General features: G+C 66.8%; 19 protein-coding genes. 6 read left to right on the plus strand and 13 right to left on the minus strand.

The window, feature by feature from the left end:
• Positions 1 to 13: 13 nt before the first annotated feature.
• The 3 genes from ABE960_RS09850 to ABE960_RS09860 form a co-directional block, all read right to left on the minus strand.
• Entirely contained in the window at positions 14 to 370 is a 357-nt protein-coding gene (locus tag ABE960_RS09850) for a hypothetical protein (protein WP_349762089.1), read from the minus strand.
• A 60-nt stretch (positions 371 to 430) separates the two neighbouring features.
• Entirely contained in the window at positions 431 to 706 is a 276-nt protein-coding gene (locus tag ABE960_RS09855) for an HU family DNA-binding protein (RefSeq protein WP_349762090.1), read from the minus strand.
• Between the two features lie 217 nt (positions 707 to 923).
• Entirely contained in the window at positions 924 to 2084 is a 1161-nt protein-coding gene (locus ABE960_RS09860) for an NAD(P)/FAD-dependent oxidoreductase (RefSeq protein ID WP_349762091.1), read from the minus strand.
• A gap of 99 nt (positions 2085 to 2183) precedes the next feature.
• Between ABE960_RS09860 and ABE960_RS09865 the strand changes: the two genes are divergently transcribed.
• The 4 genes from ABE960_RS09865 (at position 2184) to phoR (ending at position 5745) form a co-directional block, all read left to right on the plus strand.
• Entirely contained in the window at positions 2184 to 2723 is a 540-nt protein-coding gene (locus ABE960_RS09865) for a chorismate--pyruvate lyase family protein (RefSeq protein WP_349762092.1), read from the plus strand.
• A 36-nt stretch (positions 2724 to 2759) separates the two neighbouring features.
• The gene (gene ubiA, locus ABE960_RS09870) at positions 2760 to 3656 is read left to right on the plus strand and encodes a 4-hydroxybenzoate octaprenyltransferase (RefSeq protein WP_349762093.1); all 897 of its coding nucleotides are present in this window, start codon (positions 2760 to 2762) and stop codon (positions 3654 to 3656) included.
• 87 nt (positions 3657 to 3743) lie between these two features.
• The gene (phoB, locus tag ABE960_RS09875; protein ID WP_349762094.1) at positions 3744 to 4433 is read left to right on the plus strand and encodes a phosphate regulon transcriptional regulator PhoB; all 690 of its coding nucleotides are present in this window, start codon (positions 3744 to 3746) and stop codon (positions 4431 to 4433) included.
• Position 4434: 1 nt separating this feature from the next.
• The gene (phoR, locus tag ABE960_RS09880; protein WP_349762095.1) at positions 4435 to 5745 is read left to right on the plus strand and encodes a phosphate regulon sensor histidine kinase PhoR; all 1311 of its coding nucleotides are present in this window, start codon (positions 4435 to 4437) and stop codon (positions 5743 to 5745) included.
• On the opposite strand, the gene cysZ is transcribed toward phoR, so the two are convergent.
• The 6 genes from cysZ to ABE960_RS09910 all read right to left on the minus strand — a co-directional run bounded on the left by cysZ (position 5733) and on the right by ABE960_RS09910 (position 11983).
• On the minus strand, positions 5733 to 6473 hold the full coding sequence (cysZ, locus tag ABE960_RS09885) for a sulfate transporter CysZ (protein ID WP_349762096.1): 741 nt from the start codon (positions 6471 to 6473) through the stop codon (positions 5733 to 5735). The two genes, phoR and cysZ, sit on opposite strands and share 13 nt — an antisense overlap.
• Positions 6474 to 6554: 81 nt before the next feature.
• Positions 6555 to 7283, minus strand: a complete 729-nt coding sequence (phoU, locus tag ABE960_RS09890; RefSeq protein WP_349762097.1) for a phosphate signaling complex protein PhoU — start codon at positions 7281 to 7283, stop codon at positions 6555 to 6557.
• 47 nt (positions 7284 to 7330) lie between these two features.
• Entirely contained in the window at positions 7331 to 8137 is an 807-nt protein-coding gene (pstB, locus tag ABE960_RS09895) for a phosphate ABC transporter ATP-binding protein PstB (protein ID WP_349762098.1), read from the minus strand.
• 32 nt (positions 8138 to 8169) lie between these two features.
• Complete coding sequence (pstA, locus tag ABE960_RS09900) at positions 8170 to 9717, minus strand: phosphate ABC transporter permease PstA (protein WP_349762099.1); 1548 nt, start codon at positions 9715 to 9717, stop codon at positions 8170 to 8172.
• A 10-nt stretch (positions 9718 to 9727) separates the two neighbouring features.
• Positions 9728 to 10951, minus strand: coding sequence for an ABC transporter permease subunit (locus tag ABE960_RS09905; RefSeq protein WP_349762100.1), 1224 nt, complete (start codon positions 10949 to 10951; stop codon positions 9728 to 9730).
• A gap of 69 nt (positions 10952 to 11020) precedes the next feature.
• The gene (locus tag ABE960_RS09910; RefSeq protein WP_349762101.1) at positions 11021 to 11983 is read right to left on the minus strand and encodes a phosphate ABC transporter substrate-binding protein; all 963 of its coding nucleotides are present in this window, start codon (positions 11981 to 11983) and stop codon (positions 11021 to 11023) included.
• 162 nt (positions 11984 to 12145) lie between these two features.
• Between ABE960_RS09910 and ABE960_RS09915 the strand changes: the two genes are divergently transcribed.
• Positions 12146 to 12553: an acyl-CoA thioesterase gene (locus ABE960_RS09915; RefSeq protein ID WP_349762102.1), complete on the plus strand. Its 408-nt coding sequence runs from the start codon at positions 12146 to 12148 to the stop codon at positions 12551 to 12553.
• Between the two features lie 87 nt (positions 12554 to 12640).
• On the opposite strand, the gene ABE960_RS09920 is transcribed toward ABE960_RS09915, so the two are convergent.
• The 3 genes from ABE960_RS09920 to hexR form a co-directional block, all read right to left on the minus strand.
• Positions 12641 to 13741 carry a TRAP transporter substrate-binding protein gene (locus tag ABE960_RS09920; protein WP_349762103.1) on the minus strand — a complete coding sequence of 367 codons (1101 nt, stop codon included), beginning with the start codon at positions 13739 to 13741 and terminating at the stop codon, positions 12641 to 12643.
• A gap of 122 nt (positions 13742 to 13863) precedes the next feature.
• Positions 13864 to 16068: a DNA helicase II gene (gene uvrD / locus ABE960_RS09925; protein WP_349762104.1), complete on the minus strand. Its 2205-nt coding sequence runs from the start codon at positions 16066 to 16068 to the stop codon at positions 13864 to 13866.
• 87 nt (positions 16069 to 16155) lie between these two features.
• Positions 16156 to 17019, minus strand: coding sequence for a transcriptional regulator HexR (gene hexR, locus ABE960_RS09930; protein ID WP_349762105.1), 864 nt, complete (start codon positions 17017 to 17019; stop codon positions 16156 to 16158).
• 275 nt (positions 17020 to 17294) lie between these two features.
• On the opposite strand from hexR, the gene ABE960_RS09935 reads away from it, so the two are divergent.
• Positions 17295 to 17510 carry a PA3496 family putative envelope integrity protein gene (locus tag ABE960_RS09935; RefSeq protein ID WP_349762353.1) on the plus strand — a complete coding sequence of 72 codons (216 nt, stop codon included), beginning with the start codon at positions 17295 to 17297 and terminating at the stop codon, positions 17508 to 17510.
• Between the two features lie 598 nt (positions 17511 to 18108).
• On the opposite strand, the gene glmS is transcribed toward ABE960_RS09935, so the two are convergent.
• Positions 18109 to 19944 carry a glutamine--fructose-6-phosphate transaminase (isomerizing) gene (gene glmS, locus ABE960_RS09940; protein WP_349762106.1) on the minus strand — a complete coding sequence of 612 codons (1836 nt, stop codon included), beginning with the start codon at positions 19942 to 19944 and terminating at the stop codon, positions 18109 to 18111.
• Position 19945 lies beyond the last annotated feature (1 nt).

The raw sequence follows: 19945 nt of genomic DNA on the forward strand, positions 1-19945 counted from the left end.
TTCCAGGTGCTTGTTACAGGTGCTTGAGGAGTCTCTGCAGCTTCTGCAGGTCGCCGGAATCGCCGACCAGGCGAACGGTGCCGGCCATCATGCCGTCGAGGAAGGCCTGCTGGGTGGGCTTCTTGAGGACCCGGATCGCCGTGGCCGCATCCTCGAAACGCAACTCGAGGTCAAGATCCACCGGCAGGCCATTGCCCACGCGGATGCCTTGAGACGACATGCGGTAGTGACGGGCGATGGTGAGGTCCTCGGTGGCGATGCCCCAGTCCAGGCCGCGCATCTCGCCGAGCAGTTCGCGGAAACGCGCCTTGCGGCGCAAGGCGCGCTTGAGCATCACCCCGAGCAGCCACAGCATCAATCGCAGCTTCATATCGGTTCCGCCACGGGAAGATGATGAGACGCGACCCGCGCCTGGGCGGGCCGCAGCGCCTTACTTGCCGACGGCGTCCTTGAGGCCCTTGCCTGGCTTGAAGGCGACGGTCTTGCTGGCCGGAATGGACAACGGCTTGCCGGTCTGGGGGTTCTTGCCTGTGCGCGCGGCCCGCTCACGCACGGTGAAGGTGCCAAAGCCGATCAGCGAGACATCCTGCCCCTGAGAAACGCTACCGGTGATCTCGTCGAGAATGACGTTGAGCACCTGGCTGGCCTTGTCCTTGGAAAGATCGGCACGATCGGCAATCGCCGCGGCGAGTTCTGGCTTGCGCATACAGCCCTCCTGGTATTGGCATCACGTTGCCGGCGTTCATCGCCGGCAGTGTTGTTATGTCACACGACCTGTCATTGCATCACTCGACTGCCGCCTGGAACGACTGTCGCGTAGCGAACGGAACGAGTCCTGTGGAAGCGACATGCGAATGATTCCAATCGACAAGACCTCTGGCTTCGCGTTCCGATGAGGGCGGTACGCCCCGTCGTTGACGTCACTAGCCTAGCAACGGCGGAGCGATTCGCGCCAGTTCGACTTTCCGACGGACACTGCCTCCTGTCAACGCAAAGCCGATCAACCGTCCGTCCTCGTCCTCGGCCAGCGCCGTCAGGTCACGTCCTTCTCCCTCGATCCGCCAGCGGGATGGGGATCGGGCAGGGGGGAGGGCCACCACCGGCAGCAGGGGGGTCTTGACCAGCACCGGCCAGGGGCCATAGACCACCGACGTGGGAGTGCCAGTCAGCGTCCGGGCCAGGGCCTTGGCGCTGGCCAGCAACGGCTGGACATACATGGCATTGACCCCATCGACGCAGGCCACGTCGCCCAGGGCATGAATGCCGGGCGCCGAGGTCGCCAGCCGGCGGTCGGTGTGGATGCCCGCCTCGCTGACCGCGAGCCCGGCCGACTCGGCCAGCGCCGTGCGAGGCGCGAGCCCCGTGGCCACCAGCACCAGATCGGCCGCGAGCGACGAGCCGTCATCGAGCCCCACGGACACCCGTGAGCCCTCGGCCTCCAGGGTCGCCAGGCGGCGCCCGGTGTGCAGTGCCATCCCGGCATCGCGAAAGGCCTCGCCCAGGGCGTGCCCCAGCGGCTCGGGAACCAGCCGCGGCAAAAGGGCCGGTTCCGGAGCCAACATCTCCACGGCATGGCCACCGGCGGCGAGGTCGTTGGCAAACTCGCAGCCCACCAGGCCGATGCCGATCACCGCCACCCGTGCCGGCCGGCCCAGCGCCGCCAGGGCAGCGTGGAAGGCACGGTAGTCATCCAGATCATTGACGCTGAAGACCCGGTCGGCGACGGCCTCTGGCACCGCGAAGGGACGCACCGGCGCCGCGCCGGTGGCCAGCACCAGCTCCCCCCAGGGCAGGGTCTCGGCGCCGATCGTCAGGGTCCGGGCCACCGCGTCGATGGCCTCCACTCGGGTGTGGGTGCGCACCACGGCGTCGAGCTCGTCGGCCACCTCGAGGGCCGAGCGAGCCGCCAGGCGAGACGGGGGCAGGCGCTTGGCAACGCCGGTGGAGAGCAGCGGCTTGGCGTAGTCATCACCGCTGTCGGCAGTGATCAGGGTCATCGGTCGCGTGGAGTCACGCTGGCGCAACTGGCGCAGAAGTCCGAGACCCGCCATGCCGGAACCGATGATGGTCAGGGGTGCGGTCATGGGAATCCTTGATGCACGGCGGGCGTGGCGGCCCGTCTCGAGAAAGCGTGTCGAGCCGACATGTTACACTAGCCGCCCTCGAAATCGACGCGGAGAGACATGGTGAGCAACGGCCCGGGAAGCGATCCACGCTGGCGTCCCCTGACGGCGGCACGCCCCGCCATGAGCCCCGAATGGTGGCGCTGGGTCGCGTCCCGGGACTCCCTCACTACCCGGCTGGTCGATGCCGGCGGCCACCGCGACTTCCGGGTCCGCCTGCTGGACCAGCGCCTCGGCCGCCCGCGCCGCGACGAGGCCCTGACCCTGGGGCTTCCCCTGGGCCGCCTGGCCTGGCTGCGCGAGGTGGCGCTGTGCCTGGACGAGCAGCCCTGGGTCATGGCCCGTTCGGTGGTGCCCCTGGACGGCCTGCATGGCCAGCGACTCGACCACCTGGGCGAGCGCTCCCTGGGCAGTTGGCTGTTCCGACAGCCCGACCTGTTGCGCGGGCCCATCGAGGTCACGGCAGACCCACCCCCCTTTCACGCCTCCAGCGGCCCCTGGGCGCGCCGCTCGGTGTTCCGCCACCGGCGCTTTTCCGTGCTGGTCCAGGAGTGCTTCCTGGATACCATGACGGATGACCTCGGGCTGCCTTCACGCTAGGCTCTGCCGGCAAGCTTCCACATGCGAGAGAGCGAGATGGATCGATCCCTGATGCACCCCAGTGGCCTGGCCCGGGTGCCCGACTTCCTGCACCTGACCCGGCTTGACCGCCCCATCGGCACCTGGCTATTGATGTGGCCTACCCTCTGGGCGTTGTGGGTCGCCGCCGAGGGGGTTCCCGGCCGCAAGGTGCTGCTGATCTTCGTCGCCGGGGTCTACCTGATGCGTGCCGCCGGCTGCGTAGTTAACGACTACGCCGACCGCCACTTCGACGGCCACGTCAAGCGCACCAGGAACCGTCCCCTGGCCAATGGCCGCATCGCCGAGGGCGAGGCACAGGGGCTGTTCGCCATCCTGGTGATGGCGGCCTTCGCGCTGGTCTGGTTCACCAACCTCTTCACGGTGATGCTCTCGGTGGTGGGCGTGGTTCTGGCCGCCATCTACCCCTTCATGAAGCGCTACACCCACCTGCCCCAGGCGTTTCTCGGTGCGGCCTTCTCCTGGGCGATCCCCATGGCCTTCGGTGCCGTATTGGGCACGCTGCCGCCGGTGGCCTGGCTGCTGTTCGCCGCCAACCTGGCCTGGACGGTGGCCTATGACACCGAATACGCCATGGTCGACCGCGACGACGACCTGAAGATCGGCATCAAGTCCACCGCGGTGCTGTTCGGCCACGCCGACCGGCTGATGATCGGCCTGCTGCAGGGCCTGACCCTTGGGCTACTGGCCTGGGCCGGATGGCTGCTCGAACTGGGAGGCTTCTTCTGGCTCGGACTGGCCGCCATGGCGGCGACCTTCATGCACCAGCAGGTGCTGATCCGCGAGCGTGACCGCGACCGCTGCTTCCAGGCCTTCCTCAACAACCACTGGTCAGGCCTGCTGGTCTTCGCGGGCATCGCGCTATCCCTGTGGCCGGCAGTGAACGGGGGCTGAACGGGCGACAGACAAAGGCTGTCACGCTATTGTCATCATGACATGCTGTCATCGTCATCGACCTTACATTGACCATGAGGCTCCGGGATGACCGCCAAGACCGTTCTGATCGTCGACGATGAGGCCCCGATCCGTGAGATGATCGCGGTGGCGCTGGAGATGGCCGACTATCGCGTCCTCGAGGCGAACAATGCCCAGCAGGCCCACGCCATGGTGGTCGATCATCAGCCCGACCTTGTGCTGCTCGACTGGATGATGCCCGGGACCAGTGGCATCGAGCTGGCCCGTCGCCTGAAACGCGAGGAGGCCACCGCCGAGCTGCCGATCATCATGCTCACCGCCAAGGGTGAGGAGGACAACAAGATTCAGGGTCTCGAGGCCGGAGCCGACGACTACATTACCAAGCCCTTCTCGCCGCGGGAGCTGGTGGCTCGCCTCAAGGCAGTGCTGCGCCGCGCCACCCCCCAGGGCGTCGAGGACCCGGTGGAAATAGATGGCCTGGTGCTCGACCCGGTCAGCCACCGGGTCAGCATCGACGGTCGCTCGCTGGAGATGGGCCCCACCGAGTATCGGCTGTTGCAGTTCTTCATGACCCATCAGGAGCGGGCCTACACCCGCGGCCAGCTGCTCGACCAGGTGTGGGGCGGCAATGTCTATGTCGAGGAGCGTACCGTGGACGTGCATATCCGCCGCCTGCGCAAGGCGCTGGGCGAGCCTCACCACCAGTTGATCCAGACCGTACGTGGCACCGGCTACCGGTTCTCCGCCAAGGGCTGACGTGGGTCGCCTATGGAGACGTGAGTTCTGGCGCCTGGCGACCCTGGTCGCCGCCGGGGTCCTGGTCGGCTGGCCCTTCGCCGCCATCCCAACCGGCATCGCCGCCGCCCTGCTGCTCTGCCTGGCCTTCCACCTGCGCCAGCTGCACGCGCTATACCAATGGTTGACCCAACGCGCCCAGGAGGAGCCCCCCGCCGCCAGCGGCCTGTGGGGCGAGCTGTTCGACCGCCTTTACCGTTACCAGAAGAGCCAGCGACTCACCCAGCAGCGCCTGCGCTCGACGCTGCTGCGCATACAGGAATCCTCGGAGGCGATGCGCGACAGCGTGGTGATGCTGGACCGCCACGGTGCGTTGGAGTGGTGGAACAGTGCCGCCGAGCAGATGCTCGGCTTCAAGCCCCACCAGGACCGCGGCCAGCACATCACCAACCTGATGCGCGACCCGCGCTTCGTCGACTATTTCCATGGACGCGACTACCGTGAGCCGCTGACCCTGCCCTCACCCATCGACGACTCGAGGATCCTGCAGTTCCAGATCACCCTCTATGGTGTCGACGAACGCCTGGTGATGGCCCGTGACATCACGCGACTGCACCGCCTGGAACAGATGCGCCGCGACTTCGTGGCCAACGTCTCCCACGAGCTGAGGACCCCACTGACCGTGCTGGCTGGCTACCTGGAGACCTATTCGGACATGGCCGACCAGCTGCCGCCCCGCCTGAGCCGAGGCCTGTCACAGATGCAGGCCCAGACCGATCGCATGCAGAATCTGGTCAATGACCTGCTGCTGCTCTCGCGTCTGGAGATCGACCAGGGCGGCCGGGATGATGGCCCCCTGGACATGGCGGCACTGCTCGAGGCCGTGCGCCGAGATGCCGCGGCACTCTCCGACGGAAGGCACGTCATCACGGTGGAGTGCGAGGATCCCAGGGCCCTGGTGGGCAGCGAGCAGGAGATCCGCAGTGCGCTCTCCAACCTGGCCTTCAATGCCGTGCGCTATGCCGGCGAGGGGCGCCATATCGTGTTGCGCTGGCGCCTGCGTGGGGACGGCGCCTGCCTGGAGGTGCAGGACGACGGTGAGGGCATCGACCCGGTGCACCTGCCGCGCCTCACCGAGCGCTTCTATCGGGTCGACAAGGGTCGAAGCACCGAAACCGGCGGCACCGGCCTGGGGCTCGCCATCGTCAAGCACGTGCTGCTGCGACACGACGCAAGGCTGCAGATCGACTCCCGTCCCGGACGGGGAGCCACCTTCCGCTGCGTCTTCCCCGCCGGACGCCTGCGGGAGATACAGAGCGCTCAGCGCGCCTGAGGCGGCACCCCAGACGCCAGCCCACGGTAGTGGCGTTCCCACATCAGCACCGCGGCGGCCACGGCGCCGGGCAGCAGGAAGAGGTTGGCCAACGGCAACCAGGTGATCAGGGTTACCCAGCCGCCGTAGGTCAGGGTCGGCCACCGGCGCGAGCCCAGCCGACGGCGCATGTCGCGAAAGCTGACCTTGTTGTTGTCCATGGGGTAGTCGAGGTAGGTGATCGCCATGATCCAGGCCGAGAAGAGCGCCCACAGCAATGGCGCCACCAGGTTGACCACCGGGATCCAGCTCACCACGAAGAGCAGCGCCATGCGCGGCAGGATGTAGGCCAGCTTGACCAGCTCGCGCCCAAGGGCGTCAACCCCGGTCCTGAGCAGGCCGCGGTCGTCCAGGGGTGGCCGGCCGCTCACCTGCTCCTCCACGCGGGCCGCCAGGAAGCCATAGAAGGGCGCGGCGATCAGGTGGGTCACCAGGGTGAAGGTGAAGAAGACCATCAGCACCAGGCTCACCACGAACAGCGGCCAGATCAGCCAGGAGAGCCAGGACAGCCACTCGGGCACCATGGCCATCCAGCCGTCGAGCCAGGCGCCGAAATTCCCCACCACATAGCCCAGCATGGCGCCGTAGACCAGCAGGTTGACGAGTATCGGCAGGAACACGTAGCGGCGCAGGCCGCGAGAGTAGACCAGGCGGGTCCCGCGGGTCAGCGCGGTGAAGGCATCGAGCATGCAGGAGTCCTCATCATCACGTCGCAGGCCGCCGCCCGAGGGGCGGCGGCCTGCGCATCGAGGGTCAATCGGGGTTCGGGGTCAAGTCCTGGGCTCGAACATGTCCTTGTCCAGGTCGCCGGGAGCGGTATGACGGATGTCGAGCCCCTTGACCAGGTAGACGACGTACTCGGCCAGGTTGTTCGCATGGTCGCCGATGCGCTCCAGGGCACGCAGGATCCACATCACGCTGAGGATCGGCGAGATCGCGCGGGCATCCTCCATCATGAAGGTCATCAGTGAGCGCATGGCGCTGCCGTACTCGTTGTCGACCTCGTCGTCCTCGTGCACCAGCTTGAGCGCCAGCTCGGTATCGAGGCGGGCGAAGGAGGTCAGGGCGTCTCGCACCATGCGGCGCACGTGCTCGCTGATCATGCGCACCTCGACGAAACCGCGGTTACCGCTGTCGGCCTCGATCAGGTCGATGGCATTGCGAGCGATCTTGCTGGCCTCGTCGCCGATCCGCTCCAGATCCGAGGCGGCGCGGATCACCGCCAGCACCAGGCGCAGGTCCGAGGCGGTGGGCTGGCGACGCGCCAGCACCTGGGTGCATTCCTCATCGATCTTGATCTGCATGTCGTTCACGGCGCGGTCGTTGTCGACCACTCGCTGGCCAAGGGCCGAGTCCCTGTCGAGCAGGGCCGACACGGCGTCCTGGACCTGCTTCTCGACCAGGCCGCCCATGGCCATCAGGTGAGTCTTGAGCTCATCGAGTTCCTGGTTGAACTGCCGCGAGATATGCTGGCTGTGGATATCGCTGGTAATGTCCATCGGATTCTCCTTGGGGGCAGGGCCCGCTTGTCGGTAAAGGCCGTCGCTCAGGCCATGCGCCCGGTGATGTAATTCTCTGTACGCGCAAGGCGCGGGTTGGTGAACAGGGTCTCGGTGGGTCCATATTCCACGAGCTCACCGTCCTGCAGGAAGGCGGTGTAGTCGGAGACCCTCGCCGCCTGCTGCATGTTGTGGGTGACCAGCACCAGGGTCAGATGCGACTTCAGGTTACGAATCAGTTCCTCGATCTTCAGTGTGGAGATCGGATCCAGCGCCGAGGCCGGCTCGTCGAGCAGCAGCACCTCAGGGCCCACCGCCAGGGTCCGCGCGATCACCAGACGCTGCTGCTGGCCGCCGGAGAGCGACCAGGCCGAGGTCCGCAAGCGGTCCTTCACCTCGTCCCACAGCGCCGCCGAGCGCAGCGCCCACTCGATGATATCGTCTCGCTTGCGCTTGCTAAGACCGCCCTGCAGGCGCAACCCGAAGGCCACGTTGTCATGGATCGACATGGGAAAGGGATTGGGTGCCTGGAACACCATGCCCACCCGCCGACGCAGTTCCGCCACCGCCACCTCGGGGGCATGTATGTCCTCGCCCTCGAGCCGCACCTCACCCCCACGCACCACCTCGTCGTTGAGGTCGTGGAGGCGATTGAGCACGCGCAGCAGGGTCGACTTGCCGCAGCCAGAGGGTCCGATGAAGGCAGTGACGCGATGCCTCGGCACCCTCAGCGTGAGATTGTTGAGTGCCTGCTTGTCACCATAGGCAAGACTCAGGCCCCGGATGGCCAGACTGCTGGCCTCGGGGGGGAAGTCGATGAATGGCGAGTGGCGCTGGTCCTTCACGAGTGGCATCGAGGCTCCCGGGTGGCGCAACGGTGCTGGGCTCATCGACGCGTGAGCGCCCCGTGGCGTGTACTCAGATGATGACGCAGAAATATTGCAGTCAGGTTAAGCACCAGGATCACCAGCACCAGCAGCAGCGCCGTGGCATAGACCAGTGGCATCGCGGCCTGGACATCGCCCCCGTGGAAGGCGGCATCGAAGATATGGTAGCCGAGGTGCATGAACTTGCGTTCAAGATGCAGGAAGGGGAAGTCAGCGTCCACCGGCACCTGAGGCGCCAGCTTGGCGACCCCCACCAGCATCAGCGGGGCGACCTCTCCGGCGGCCCTGGCCACGGCCAGGATCATCCCGGTCAGCATGGCCGGGGCAGCCATGGGCAGCACCACCCGGGACAGCATTTCCAGCCGGGTCGCCCCCAGCGCCAGGGCCCCCTCGCGCTGCTGGTCGGGAATCCGCGCCAGCCCCTCCTCGGTGGCCACGATCACCACCGGCAGGGTCAGCAGGGCCAGGGTCAGGGAGGCCCACAACAACCCGCCGGTGCCGAAGGTCGGCGAGGGCAGGGTCTCATCGAAGAACCACTCGTCCATGCGACCACCGACCCCGTAGACGAAGACCCCGAGGCCGAAGACGCCATAGACGATGGAGGGTACCCCGGCGAGGTTGCGCACGGCGATGCGCACCAGACGCGTCATTCGTCCCTGATGGGCCACCTCGTTGAGATAGATCGCCGCCAGCACGCCGAAGGGCATCACCAGGATCGACATCAGCATGACCATCAGCACGGTACCGAAGATCGCCGGCCAGACGCCGCCGGCGGTATTGGCTGCCCTTGGCCCCTCGGAGAGGAAACGCCAGACACCACTCCCCCAGGCGGTGAGCTTGTCGAGTGGCGACATGGCGTTGGGGCGACGGGCGCTCAGCAGCTGCTCCAGCGGGACCACCAGCGTCTCGCCCTCGGCGGTATCCAGGATCAGACGCCCTCCCTCCATGGCCGCCTGCAGCTCGCGCAGTCGGGCATTGGCCGAGGCGAAATCAGGGTCCAACCGGCCTTCGACCTCGAACACCCCGACGCGAGGCAGGATGACCTCCTTGCGCAGGGTGTCGCGGGCCCGTCGTAGCGAGGTCAGCTCGGCCAGCCGGGCCTCGAGGGCCGCCCAGGCGGCCTCCCCCTCGATACGCTGCCCGGCGTCGTCCTCCACCGCGGCCAGTCGGCCGATCGCCTCCCCCCAGCGGCGCCGCTCTAGCACCACCAGCTCCGCCGGATGGCTCACCGCGTCGATGGCCGAGACCCTCACCCAGTCCCAGCGAGCGCCATCGAGGTCGCGGTTGCCGGTGCGATAGAGCCGCTCGAGCCCCTCGCCGTGGGCGAGCGGCACCTCGCGGACCCGCTCGCCGGCAAGCTGTCGGCCATCATCGAGCACTACCAGGGCGACGGGCGACGGCCAGAAGTGCCCCAGGCCACGCATCGCCAGGAGTCCCAGCAGGGCCAGCAGGGCCAGCAGCGAGAGCGCAACGCTGCCGGCGGACAGCCAGGCCCCGGCGCCTTCTCCCCGTGGCAGGCGAAGCCGGCGTGTCGTCGCCACCCTCATGATCCACCTCTCATGAACCACCCCCCAGGCGCTGGTAGCGCCGGCGCAGGCGAGTTCGCACCAGCTCGGCCAGGGTGTTGACCAGGAAGGTGAAGACGAACAGCAACAACGCCGCCAGCAGCAGCAGCTGATAATGAACGCTTCCGGGGCCGGCTTCCGGCAGCTCAATGGCGATGGTCGCTGCCATGGAGCGCAGGCCGTCGAGGGGGTTAAGGGTCATCAGGGCGGTATTGCCGCTGGCCATCAGCACGATCATGGTCTCGCCCACGGCCCGGCCGGCGCCGATCATCACCGCCGAGAAGATCCCCGGCGACGCCGCCGGCAGGAGCACCCGCCACAGGGTCTGCCAGCGGGTCGCGCCCAGCGCCTGGGCACCCTCCACGAGGCTTCTCGGCACTCCCGAGAGGGCATCCTCGGCCAGCGCGTAGACGGTGGGCATCACGGCGAAGCCCATGGCCATGCCGACGATCATGGCATTGCGCACGGCGATGTCGAGCCCCAGGCGCAGCTCCAGCCAGCGTCGCAGATCGCCGCCGAACCCCACGGCCTCTAGCCAGGGGGCAAGCCAGTTCGCCGCGACCAGCAAGAGCACCAGCCAGGGCATCAGCCACAGGCCGGCCCAGCCCAGCGGCACCGCCTGCTGCCAGCGAGGCGGGAGCCCCGAGCGGATACCGCCTGCCAGCAGAAGCCCCGGCACCAGCAACACCAGAAAGGTGAAGACCTCAGCCAGATGGCGCTCCACCCAGGGTGCCAGCACCAGGCCCGCGACGAACCCCACGACCACTCCGGGCAACGCCTCCATCAGTTCCAGCGTCGGCTTCAGTCGGTTGCGCAGAGGCCGGGACATGAACAGCGAGGAGTGGGCGGCCGCGCCCAGTGCCAGGGGCAAGGCCATCAACAGGGCCCAGGCCGCCGCCTCCAGGGTGCCCCAGGCCAGAGGCACCAGGCTGATCCGCGGCGCCTCGTCCGACATCAAGGTCGCCGTGGGTGCCCAGCGATAGCGAGTGCCGTCATCCGCCGCCTCGCCGGGCAGCCAGAGTGCCTCGGGGCTGACCGCTTGCGTCGACCCGGCAGGCCAGAACAGCGGAAGCACCTCAACCACCAGGAAGACCCCGATGGCCAGCAGCGCGGCAATCACGCCGATGCCACCCGCGGTGATCAGCGCGGTGGCCAGGCGGTCGCGCCCCTGACGCAGGCGGCGTCGCACGGCAGTCGGCGGGGAGGAGTCGGGCATGACCGGACCTGTGGAAGACGGGGTGCTAACGGAATAGTACGACAAACTGATGACAGGCGGATGACAGCGTCAGCGGCCGGACACGTCAAGCGCCAGCTCGCGACGCTGACGACGCCGCTGTTCCTCAGTCAGGGCGACGAAGCCCAGTTCCTCGACGATGGCCTGGCCGACGGGCGATAGCACCAGGTCGATGAAAGCGCGCTCCGGGGCCGGTAGCGATTCTCCGGGCGGCAGGTTGAGATAGAGGTAGAGGTCCCGCGACAGGGCATAGTCACCGCGACGCACCGCATCGGGATCAGGGGTGTTGAGCGTCCCGTCGTCGTCGCGACGGGCCACGGCCTTCACGCCCGGGGTTAGGTGATTGAGGCCGGCATAGCCGATGGCACGGGGATCCTCCGCCACGGCGGCCACCACGGCGGCAGACCCTGGATGCTCGTTGACCGCCGGAAGGAAGAGCCCCCCGCATAGCGCGACTCGCCGGAATAATGCCTGAGTACCGGAGGCGGCATTGCGGCCGTGGAGGCGGATGCGTCCCTCGGGTCGGTCGAGTTCGAGCTGTCCCCAGTCACGTATCCCTTCCGGCGCGCCGCAGCGCAGCGAGTCGGAAAACACGGCATCCAGCTCGCGGCGTCCCAGGCCCTCGAGGGGGTTGTGACGATGGACCACGACCACCAGGGCGTCGCGGGCCACCGCGAGCTCCCGCGGCGGATAGCCATGGCGCTCGGTGAAGGCTCGACGCTCGGCCTCCTTCATGGGGCGGGACATCGGCCCCAGCCGGTTGGTCCCGGCCACCAGTGCCGGCGGGGCGCTGGCAGAACCACTGGCCTGCAACTGCAGCCGAATGCCGGGATACCGGCGAGCCAGTGCCTCCCCCCAGCGCAGCATCAATCCCGCCATGGTGTCGGACCCTACCGCCCCCAGGGTCCCGGCGATCTCCTCGGCCTGACTCTGGGCCTGAGCCTCGACCTGAGGCACGCAGAGCGTGACCAGCAGCAGCCAGGAGGCCAGGAAGCGGCAGAGGACGGCAGACATGACGGTTCCTCCAGGATCGAGGGTGAAGGGTGCTCGCGGCCGGCGACGGGACATCGTGTCGCAGCGGTGGTGAACGCATGGCCTCGGCGTATACCATGAAGGGCCGGTGAAAGCCCCACGACATCGGCCCCCACAACAACAACGCGAGTCGCTCAGGCTGCCATGACAGACATCGACGACACCCCCGCCCCCCAGGGTCGGCTGACCCTGAAACTGGTAGCCAGCCGCCAGGATACCAATCTGCACGGCGACATTCCCGCTGGCTGGCTGGTCGCCCGGATGGACCAGGCCGCCGAGGAAGCCGCCGGCCGCGAGGCGCTGGGCCGCACGGCCAACGTGGCCATCGAGGCCATGGATTTCCTGTGTCCGGTCCGCGTGGGCTCCATGGTGAACATTTTCACCCGGGTCAGCGAGATAGGGCACAGCTCGATCAGGGTCGACGTGGAGGTGTGGATCCGCGCGCCCCAAGAGCGGGATCCCGACGAGCTGCACAAGGTCACCGAGGCGCGTTTCGTGATGGTCGCCCTGGACGACAACGGGCGGATACGCGGTGTGCGCCAGCACGACTGAGGGTCGCCGCGGCAGCCGGCACGTCCGGACAGCAGATGGGCGCCGCAAGGGCGCCCATGACGGTATCCGGTGCGGTCGGATGCGCTGTCAGGCGTCGACCTTCTCCCGGGTCTTCAGGTAGGCGAACTCGCCCACGTCGGTGAATCGACGCACCTTCTGCTGGAAGGCGGTGTAGGACTCGTAGACCCGGCGCGACTCCTCGTCCTTCTCGACTTGTTCCTCCAGGACCTGCCGGGAGGCGTCGTGCAGCGCCGACAGGACCTCGTCCGGGAAGGTGCGCAGCTGCACATCATGCTCGTCGACCAGGGTCTGGAGCGCCTCGGCGTTGCGCACGGCGAACTCGCTGATCATCGCCAGGTTGGAGGCCCTCGCCGCCTCGCTCACCACGGCCTTGAGGTCGTCAGGCAGGGCGTTCCAGGCATCCAGATTGACGGTACCCTCAAGGATGGCGCTAGGCTCGTTCCAGGCCGAGGTGTAGTAGTACTTAGCCACCTGGTGCAGGCCGAACGCCAGGTCGTTGTAGGGACCGACCCAGTCGGCCGCATCCAGCACACCGGTCTGCAGGGAGGTGAATATCTCGGACCCGGGGGTGTTCACGGTCGTCACGCCGATGCGGTTCATTGCCTCGCCCGCCAGCCCCGGCAGGCGCAGCTTGAGGCCCTGCATGTCGTCCAGCGAGTTGATCTCCTTCTTGAACCAGCCGGCCATCTGGGCGCCGGTGTTGCCCACCGGGAAGGGCTTGAGGTTGTGCCTTTCGTACACCTCGTCCCAGAGTTCCTGACCGCCGCCGTAGTAGAGCCAGGCATTGGTCTCGGTGGTGTTCATGCCGAAGGGTACGGCGGTGAAGAACTGGGCGGCCAGGGTCTTGCCGCGCCAGTAGTAGGAGGCGGAGTGGCCCATCTCGGCGGTTCCCTGGCCCACCGCATCGAACACTTCCAGGGCTGGTACCAGTTCGCCGGCGCCATGCACGCGGACCTTCATGCGGCCACCGGACATTCGTTCGATGCGCGCGGCAAAGTCATTGGCCCCGGTCCCCAGGGCCGGGAAGTTCTTCGGCCAGGAGGTCACCATGTCCCAGGTGATGGTCTCCTGGGCGCTGGCCGTGGAGATGAAAGGAGCGGTGGCGCCGGCGGCGGCGCCGGCTCCCAGGGTCTTGAGGCTGTTCTTGAGAAAAAGGCGACGTTGCATGCGAGCATGACTCCAGGATGATTATAGTTCCCGCAGTGCCTGCGAGCTGAGGCGTGTCAGCCCGCAAGTATGCGTCAAGGCTGAATTGCCCGGCAAGTGACGCCACCCGATGCCGGTGTCGATCAGAGGGGCGTAAGCTTGGCGAAACCCAGCACCAGCCATTTGTCGCCCTCACCCTCGAAGCTGACCTGCACCCGGGCGCGCTCGCCCTCCCCCTCGGCATTGAGGATCACCCCCTCGCCAAAGACCGGATGTCTGACCCGCTGGCCCAGCGAGAGTGAGGGCAGCTCGCCGCCCCCATCCACCGAGGTCTGTCGGGAGAGCCCCGGTGTCGGGCGGGTGGTCACAGGCCGCGAGATCTGACCGCGAAGGCGCACCTCCTCCAGGTACTCCTCGGGAAGTTCACGCAGGAAGCGGGAAGGCCGCTGGAAGGTCTCCTTGCCGTGCAGCCGACGCAGCTCGGCGTGGGTCAGGTAGAGCTTGCGCATGGCGCGGGTCAGGCCCACGTAGCAGAGCCGTCGCTCCTCCTCCAGGCGTCCCGGCTCCTCCATGGACATCTTGTGCGGGAAGAGCCCTTCCTCGACCCCGGCGATGAACACCACCGGGAACTCCAGCCCCTTGGCCGAGTGCAGCGTCATCAGCTGCACGCAATCCTCGAACTCGTCGGCCTCGTGATCGCCGGCATTCAGCGCCGCCTCGGAGAGGAAGGCCTCCAGGGCCAAGGCTCCCTCGCCGGCCTCGGGCGGCTCGAAGCTCTCGCCCTGGGTGAAGGCCCTGGCGGCGGTGACCAGCTCCTCGAGGTTCTCGACCCTCGCCTGACCCTTCTCGCCTCTCTCGCTGCGATGGTGCTCGATCAGCCCGGAGGTCTCGATGACGTGGTCGATGATCTCGTGGAGCGCCAGGCCGGCGGTGTCGTTGTCGAGCCGCTCGATCAGGTCGGCGAAGGCCCGCACGGCCGTGGCGGCTCGCCCCTTGAGCGAGGCATCCAACAGGGCGTCGTGTAGCGACTGCCATAGAGAAACCCCGGTCTCGCGGGCGCGGGTGCGCAGTATCTCCACGGTGCGGGTGCCGATGCCTCGGGCCGGCACATTGATCACCCGTTCCAGGGAAGCGTCGTCGTCACGATTGAGCAGCAGGCGCAGGTAGGCCAGGGCGTTCTTGATCTCGAGGCGCTCGTAGAACCGCTGGCCCCCATAGATGCGGTAGGGCACGCCCTGGCGTATCAGGGTCTCCTCCAGCACCCGCGACTGGGCATTGGAGCGGTAGAGGATGGCCATCTCGCGTCTGTTGATCCCCTCGTCGACCTTCTCTCGGATGGTGTCGACGATAAAGCGTGCCTCGTCCAGGTCATTGAAGCCCGCATATACCGAGATCGGCTCGCCGCGGTTGCCGGCAGTCCACAGTTCCTTGCCCATGCGCTCGGTATTGTGTCGGATGAGGGCATTGGCGGCGTCGAGGATGGCGCTGGTGGAACGGTAATTCTGCTCCAGGCGAACCGTCTTCGTCCCGGGGAACTCCTGCTCGAAGCGGCGGATGTTCTCGATGCGCGCCCCGCGCCAGCCATAGATCGACTGGTCGTCGTCGCCGACCACAGTCATCGGGGTCGACATGCCGGTCAGCAGCTTGAGCCAGGCGTACTGCAGGGTGTTGGTGTCCTGGAACTCGTCGACCAGCACATGACCGAAGCGCTCCCGGTAGTGGGCCAGCAGCGCCGGGTTGTCCCTCAAGAGCTCCAGGCTCCTGAGCAGCAGCTCGCCGAAGTCGACCAGCCCACCGCGCTCGCAGGTCAACTGGTAGCGTTCATAGAGCTCGACCATCTGGGCCATGTAGGCATCGCCATGGGCATCGACCTGATGCGGACGCAGCCCCTCCTCCTTGCAGCCAGAGATGAACGACTGCACCTGACGCGGCGGGAAGCGCTCGTCGTCGACGCGATAGTCCTTGAGCAGTCGCTTGACCAGTCGCAGCTGGTCGTCGCTGTCGATGATCTGGAAGTGCTGGGGAAGGCGCGCATCCTGCCAGTGTGTGCGCAGCAGGCGGTGGGCGATGGAGTGGAAGGTTCCGACCCAGACATTGCGCAGCGAGATGCCCAGCAGGGCCTCCAGGCGGGTCCGCATCTCGCGTGCCGCCTTGTTGGTGAAGGTCACGGCGAGCAGCGCATAGGGCGAGAGTCCCTCGGCCTGCATCATCCAGGCGATTCGGTGGACCAGCACCCGGGTCTTGCCGGAACCGGCCCCGGCCAGCACCAGCATGTTGCCCTGAGGAGCGCTGACGGCCTCGCGCTGAGCCGGGTTCATGTGGTCGAGAATCGCCGTGACGTCATCCATGGGGAAGGCATCGCTGCTCGGAAAATGGGCCGACAGCTTAGCATATTGCCCCTGACAGGCGCTTGTGGCTCGGCGCTGGCCGAAGGTCTAAGGCTTGCCTTCCTGCTCGGGGAAGCGCAGCGGGTTGAGGCTCTTCTTCACCTCCCGGAGCTGCTCGGCGAGCCTGGGCCCGCGGGTCTTGGCAACACCCACCGCCAGCACGTCGATCAGCACCAGGTGGGCGATGCGCGAGCTCATGGGGGTGTATATCTCGGTGTCCTCGTGGACATCGATATAGAGCGGCAGGGTGACCTCCTCGGCCAGCGGCGAGCCAGTGGGGCAAAGCCCGATCACCGTCGCGCCGGCTTCGCGTGCCAGGCGCACGCTGGCCACCAGGGCCCGGGTCCGGCCGGTCTGTGAGATGGCCACCACCACGTCGCCCTCCTTGAGGGTCACCGCCGACATGTTCTGCATGTGCGGGTCGGTGTAGGCCGCGGTGGAGATCTGCAGGCGGAAGAACTTGTGCTGGGCATCGGCGGCCACGGCCCCCGAGGCGCCGAAGCCGTAGAACTCCACCCGGTTGGCCATGGCGAGGGCATTGATGGCCTGACTCAGGGCCTCGTTGTCGAGCCGGTCGCGCACCGACAGCAGGGTGCCGACGGTGGAATCGAAGATGCTCTGGGAGAATTCCGCCACCGAGTCACTATCGTTCATCGAGAACTGGGCGAACTGGCTGCCGGAAGCCAGCATTTGCGCCAGCTTGAGCTTGAAGTCCTGGAAGCCGTTGCAGCCCAGGGCACGACAGAAGCGCACCACGGTGGGTTCGCTGACCTTGGCCTCGGTGGCCAGGTCGACGATGCGCATGTGGATCACTTCCTCGGGGTTGCGCAGCACGAAGCGCGCGACCTTCTGCTCGGAGCGGCGGAAGTGCTCCATGCGACGTCTCATCTCATCGAACAGGGCACGGCTCAAACGGGGGCTCCTTGCTGGCGAGCCGCCACGCGGCGGGGGCGAGGCGGCGAAAAGATGGGGGCGTTCATCATCACAGTATGACCCAAGCCGAACTCCGATGCGCACCCCGCCAACCTTGCAAGGCGGACGGCCACACTCATGGGGCTTCGTTGACAGCGCGTTGTGAGTTATCAGCATGCGCCGTCATGATTCTGTCAAGTGGGGTATAGTAACAAATGCAGTGTCGCGCAGCGTCTTCTAAGCCGGCACATTCACTGCAGAAAGGAGAGTCGATGATGCGTAAAGTCGAACGGTTATCCTCCCTCAAGAGTGAACTTCTCGACATCTTCATGAGCATGGAAGTGGTCGAGCACGAGCAGCGTTCTCGCACCGCCGCCCAGCGCAACCTGCGCGCCCGTCGCGGCATCGAGTTGCACAATGAATTCAAGCGCCTTTCCCGGGACATCGCCCCGCTCCCCGAGGAGGAACTGGCGGAAGACGAGATGCACTGACCTCCCAGCCCCCGTCATGCGCCGAGCCCTGCCCAGGCGGGGCTCGCAAGGGGCGCGACTCTCCGAGATACGGCTCGCAGCAACGACGTCGTGTTCCAGAACCCAGGCAACGAAGACGATCACCAGGCACCGTGACCGGGTCAGAACACTGTGGCCTGTGACTGCCCGGCCAAGGCCGCGAAGGGTGCGAATGAACAGCGTTCGAAAAGCCACGAATGCAGGTGTGGCATGAGTTCGGGCGACTGACGGTTATCGGGTATTTGCACAAGGACAAATAGGGTTTTCCCCTGTTTTATCCACAGGAAGAAACGGTCGATACGGGATGTGAGCTAGTTTTCGTTGACCGCAACGTCGATGTGTCCTAAGAAGCGCACCTGCGGGCAGTCTCCCGTGGAAAGCGCGTGTAACGGCATTCTTGGCGTAGTTCGGCCTATGCGTGACGCAGGCCGGCGTGGCTCCCGGGGGTGTGGTGAAGAGGGGGCCACGCATCGATCATCATCCGATTGACGCTGTGAGTTATCAACAATCTATCGAAGGCCACCTCGGCCATCCCCTTGTGGAAGAATACCCTGTGCCTGGCCTCTATGGCGCTGGGGGCTCACTCCACGGTGACGGACTTGGCGAGGTTGCGTGGCTGGTCCACATCGGTGCCCTTGAGCACTGCCACGTGATAGCTCAGCAGCTGCAGCGGCACCGTATAGAGAATCGGCGCCAGCGCCTCGTGCACATGGGGCAAGTGCAGAACATGCACCCCCTCTTCCTCGGCCAGACCCACCTGCTCGTCGGCGAAGACGAACAGCTCCCCCCCGCGGGCACGCACTTCCTGGAGGTTGGACTTGAGCTTGTCGAGCAGTTCGTCGTTGGGAGCCACCGAGATGACCGGCATCTCGCTGTCGACCAGCGCCAGGGGGCCATGCTTGAGCTCACCCGCCGGATAGGCCTCGGCATGGATGTAGGAGATCTCCTTGAGCTTAAGCGCCCCCTCCAGGGCGATGGGGAAGTGGGCCCCGCGCCCCAGGAAGAGCGCATGATGCTTCTCGGCGAAGGCCGTGCCGAGTGCTTCGATGGCCGGGTCCAGCTCGAGTACCCGTGCCACCAGGCCCGGCAGGCCGCGCAGCGCCTCGACCAGGGTCGCCTGTTCGCCGGTATCCAGGCCCCTGACACGCCCCAGCGCCAGGGTCAGCAGCATCAGGGCGGTGAGCTGGGTGGTGAAGGCCTTGGTGGAGGCCACACCGATCTCGGGCCCGGCCTGGGTCATCAGGGTCAGGTCCGACTCGCGCACCAGCGAACTGCCCGGCACGTTGCAGATCGCCAGGCTGGCCAGATACCCGCGCTTGCTGGCGAAACGCAGCGCCGCCAGGGTATCGGCGGTCTCGCCGGATTGGGAGAGCGTCACGAACAGGGTGTCCTCGGGCACCACCACATGGCGATAGCGGTACTCCGAGGCGACTTCGACCTGCACCGGCACCCCGGTATAGCGCTCCAGCCAGTAACGGGCCACCATGCCGGCGTGGTAGCTGGTGCCGCAGGCCACGATATGGATCTGCTTCACCCGCCCGAACAGCGCCTCGGCGTCGGGGCCGAAGCTCTCCACTAACACCGAGCGCTCGCCCAGACGCCCCTCCAGGGCGGCGGCAATCACCGCCGGCTGCTCATGGATCTCCTTGAGCATGAAGTGGCGATAGTCGCCCTTGCTGGCCGCGCCATCTCCGTGCTCGAAGGTCTGCACCTCACGTTCGACCGAGTCCCCCTCGGCATCGACCACCTCGATCACGCCGCCCTGGGAGAGACGCACCGCGTCGCCTTCCTGCAGGTAGATGAAGCGGTCGGTGACCTGCAACAACGCCAGAGAGTCGGAGGCGAGGAAGGCCTCATCGATGCCCACGCCCACCACCAGCGGGCTGCCCTTGCGGGCGCCGATGACCACGTCGGGCTCGTCGGCATGGATCACGCCCAGGGCATAGGCGCCCTCGAGACGCGCCAGCACTCCCTGCACCGCAGTGAGCAGGTCGCCGACCCGTCGGCTCTCCCGCTCCAGCAGGTGGGCGATCACTTCAGTATCGGTCTGCGAGGTGAAGACATAGCCCTCGTCCTCGAGCTCCCGGCGCAGAGCCTCATGGTTCTCGATGATGCCGTTGTGCACCACCGCCAGACGTTCGCCGGACTGGTGGGGGTGGGCGTTCTGCTCGCTGGGGCGGCCATGGGTCGCCCAGCGCGTATGAGCAATGCCACTGTGCCCCGGCAGGGGTTCGGCGGCCAGACGCTCCTCCAGTGCCGCCACCTTGCCGAGTGCACGCTGGCGTTGCAGGCGCCCCTCGGGCGAGCGCACCGTCATGCCGGCGGAGTCATAACCGCGGTACTCCAGGCGCTTCAAGCCCTCCAGCAGGATGCCCTGAACATTACGCTCGGCAACGGCGCCGACGATTCCACACATA

Origin of the sequence: Halomonas aquatica (assembly GCF_040196335.1) — a bacterium.
Classification (GTDB): domain Bacteria; phylum Pseudomonadota; class Gammaproteobacteria; order Pseudomonadales; family Halomonadaceae; genus Halomonas; species Halomonas aquatica.

What these genes read in the sequence shown, in the direction of transcription:
- pstB (WP_349762098.1), bottom strand. Translation starts at nt 8,137, where the DNA reads ATGCCACTCGTGAAGGACCAGCGCCACTCGCCATTCATCGACTTCCCC.
- ABE960_RS09920 (WP_349762103.1), bottom strand. Translation starts at nt 13,741, where the DNA reads ATGCAACGTCGCCTTTTTCTCAAGAACAGCCTCAAGACCCTGGGAGCC.
- ABE960_RS09850 (WP_349762089.1), bottom strand. Translation starts at nt 370, where the DNA reads ATGAAGCTGCGATTGATGCTGTGGCTGCTCGGGGTGATGCTCAAGCGC.
- cysZ (WP_349762096.1), bottom strand. Translation starts at nt 6,473, where the DNA reads ATGCTCGATGCCTTCACCGCGCTGACCCGCGGGACCCGCCTGGTCTAC.
- ABE960_RS09855 (WP_349762090.1), bottom strand. Translation starts at nt 706, where the DNA reads ATGCGCAAGCCAGAACTCGCCGCGGCGATTGCCGATCGTGCCGATCTT.
- ABE960_RS09865 (WP_349762092.1), top strand. Translation starts at nt 2,184, where the DNA reads ATGGTGAGCAACGGCCCGGGAAGCGATCCACGCTGGCGTCCCCTGACG.
- uvrD (WP_349762104.1), bottom strand. Translation starts at nt 16,068, where the DNA reads ATGGATGACGTCACGGCGATTCTCGACCACATGAACCCGGCTCAGCGC.
- ABE960_RS09905 (WP_349762100.1), bottom strand. Translation starts at nt 10,951, where the DNA reads ATGCCCGACTCCTCCCCGCCGACTGCCGTGCGACGCCGCCTGCGTCAG.
- ABE960_RS09860 (WP_349762091.1), bottom strand. Translation starts at nt 2,084, where the DNA reads ATGACCGCACCCCTGACCATCATCGGTTCCGGCATGGCGGGTCTCGGA.
- ABE960_RS09935 (WP_349762353.1), top strand. Translation starts at nt 17,295, where the DNA reads ATGCGTAAAGTCGAACGGTTATCCTCCCTCAAGAGTGAACTTCTCGAC.
- ABE960_RS09910 (WP_349762101.1), bottom strand. Translation starts at nt 11,983, where the DNA reads ATGTCTGCCGTCCTCTGCCGCTTCCTGGCCTCCTGGCTGCTGCTGGTC.
- phoU (WP_349762097.1), bottom strand. Translation starts at nt 7,283, where the DNA reads ATGGACATTACCAGCGATATCCACAGCCAGCATATCTCGCGGCAGTTC.
- pstA (WP_349762099.1), bottom strand. Translation starts at nt 9,717, where the DNA reads ATGAGGGTGGCGACGACACGCCGGCTTCGCCTGCCACGGGGAGAAGGC.
- glmS (WP_349762106.1), bottom strand. Translation starts at nt 19,944, where the DNA reads ATGTGTGGAATCGTCGGCGCCGTTGCCGAGCGTAATGTTCAGGGCATC.
- ABE960_RS09915 (WP_349762102.1), top strand. Translation starts at nt 12,146, where the DNA reads ATGACAGACATCGACGACACCCCCGCCCCCCAGGGTCGGCTGACCCTG.
- phoB (WP_349762094.1), top strand. Translation starts at nt 3,744, where the DNA reads ATGACCGCCAAGACCGTTCTGATCGTCGACGATGAGGCCCCGATCCGT.
- ubiA (WP_349762093.1), top strand. Translation starts at nt 2,760, where the DNA reads ATGGATCGATCCCTGATGCACCCCAGTGGCCTGGCCCGGGTGCCCGAC.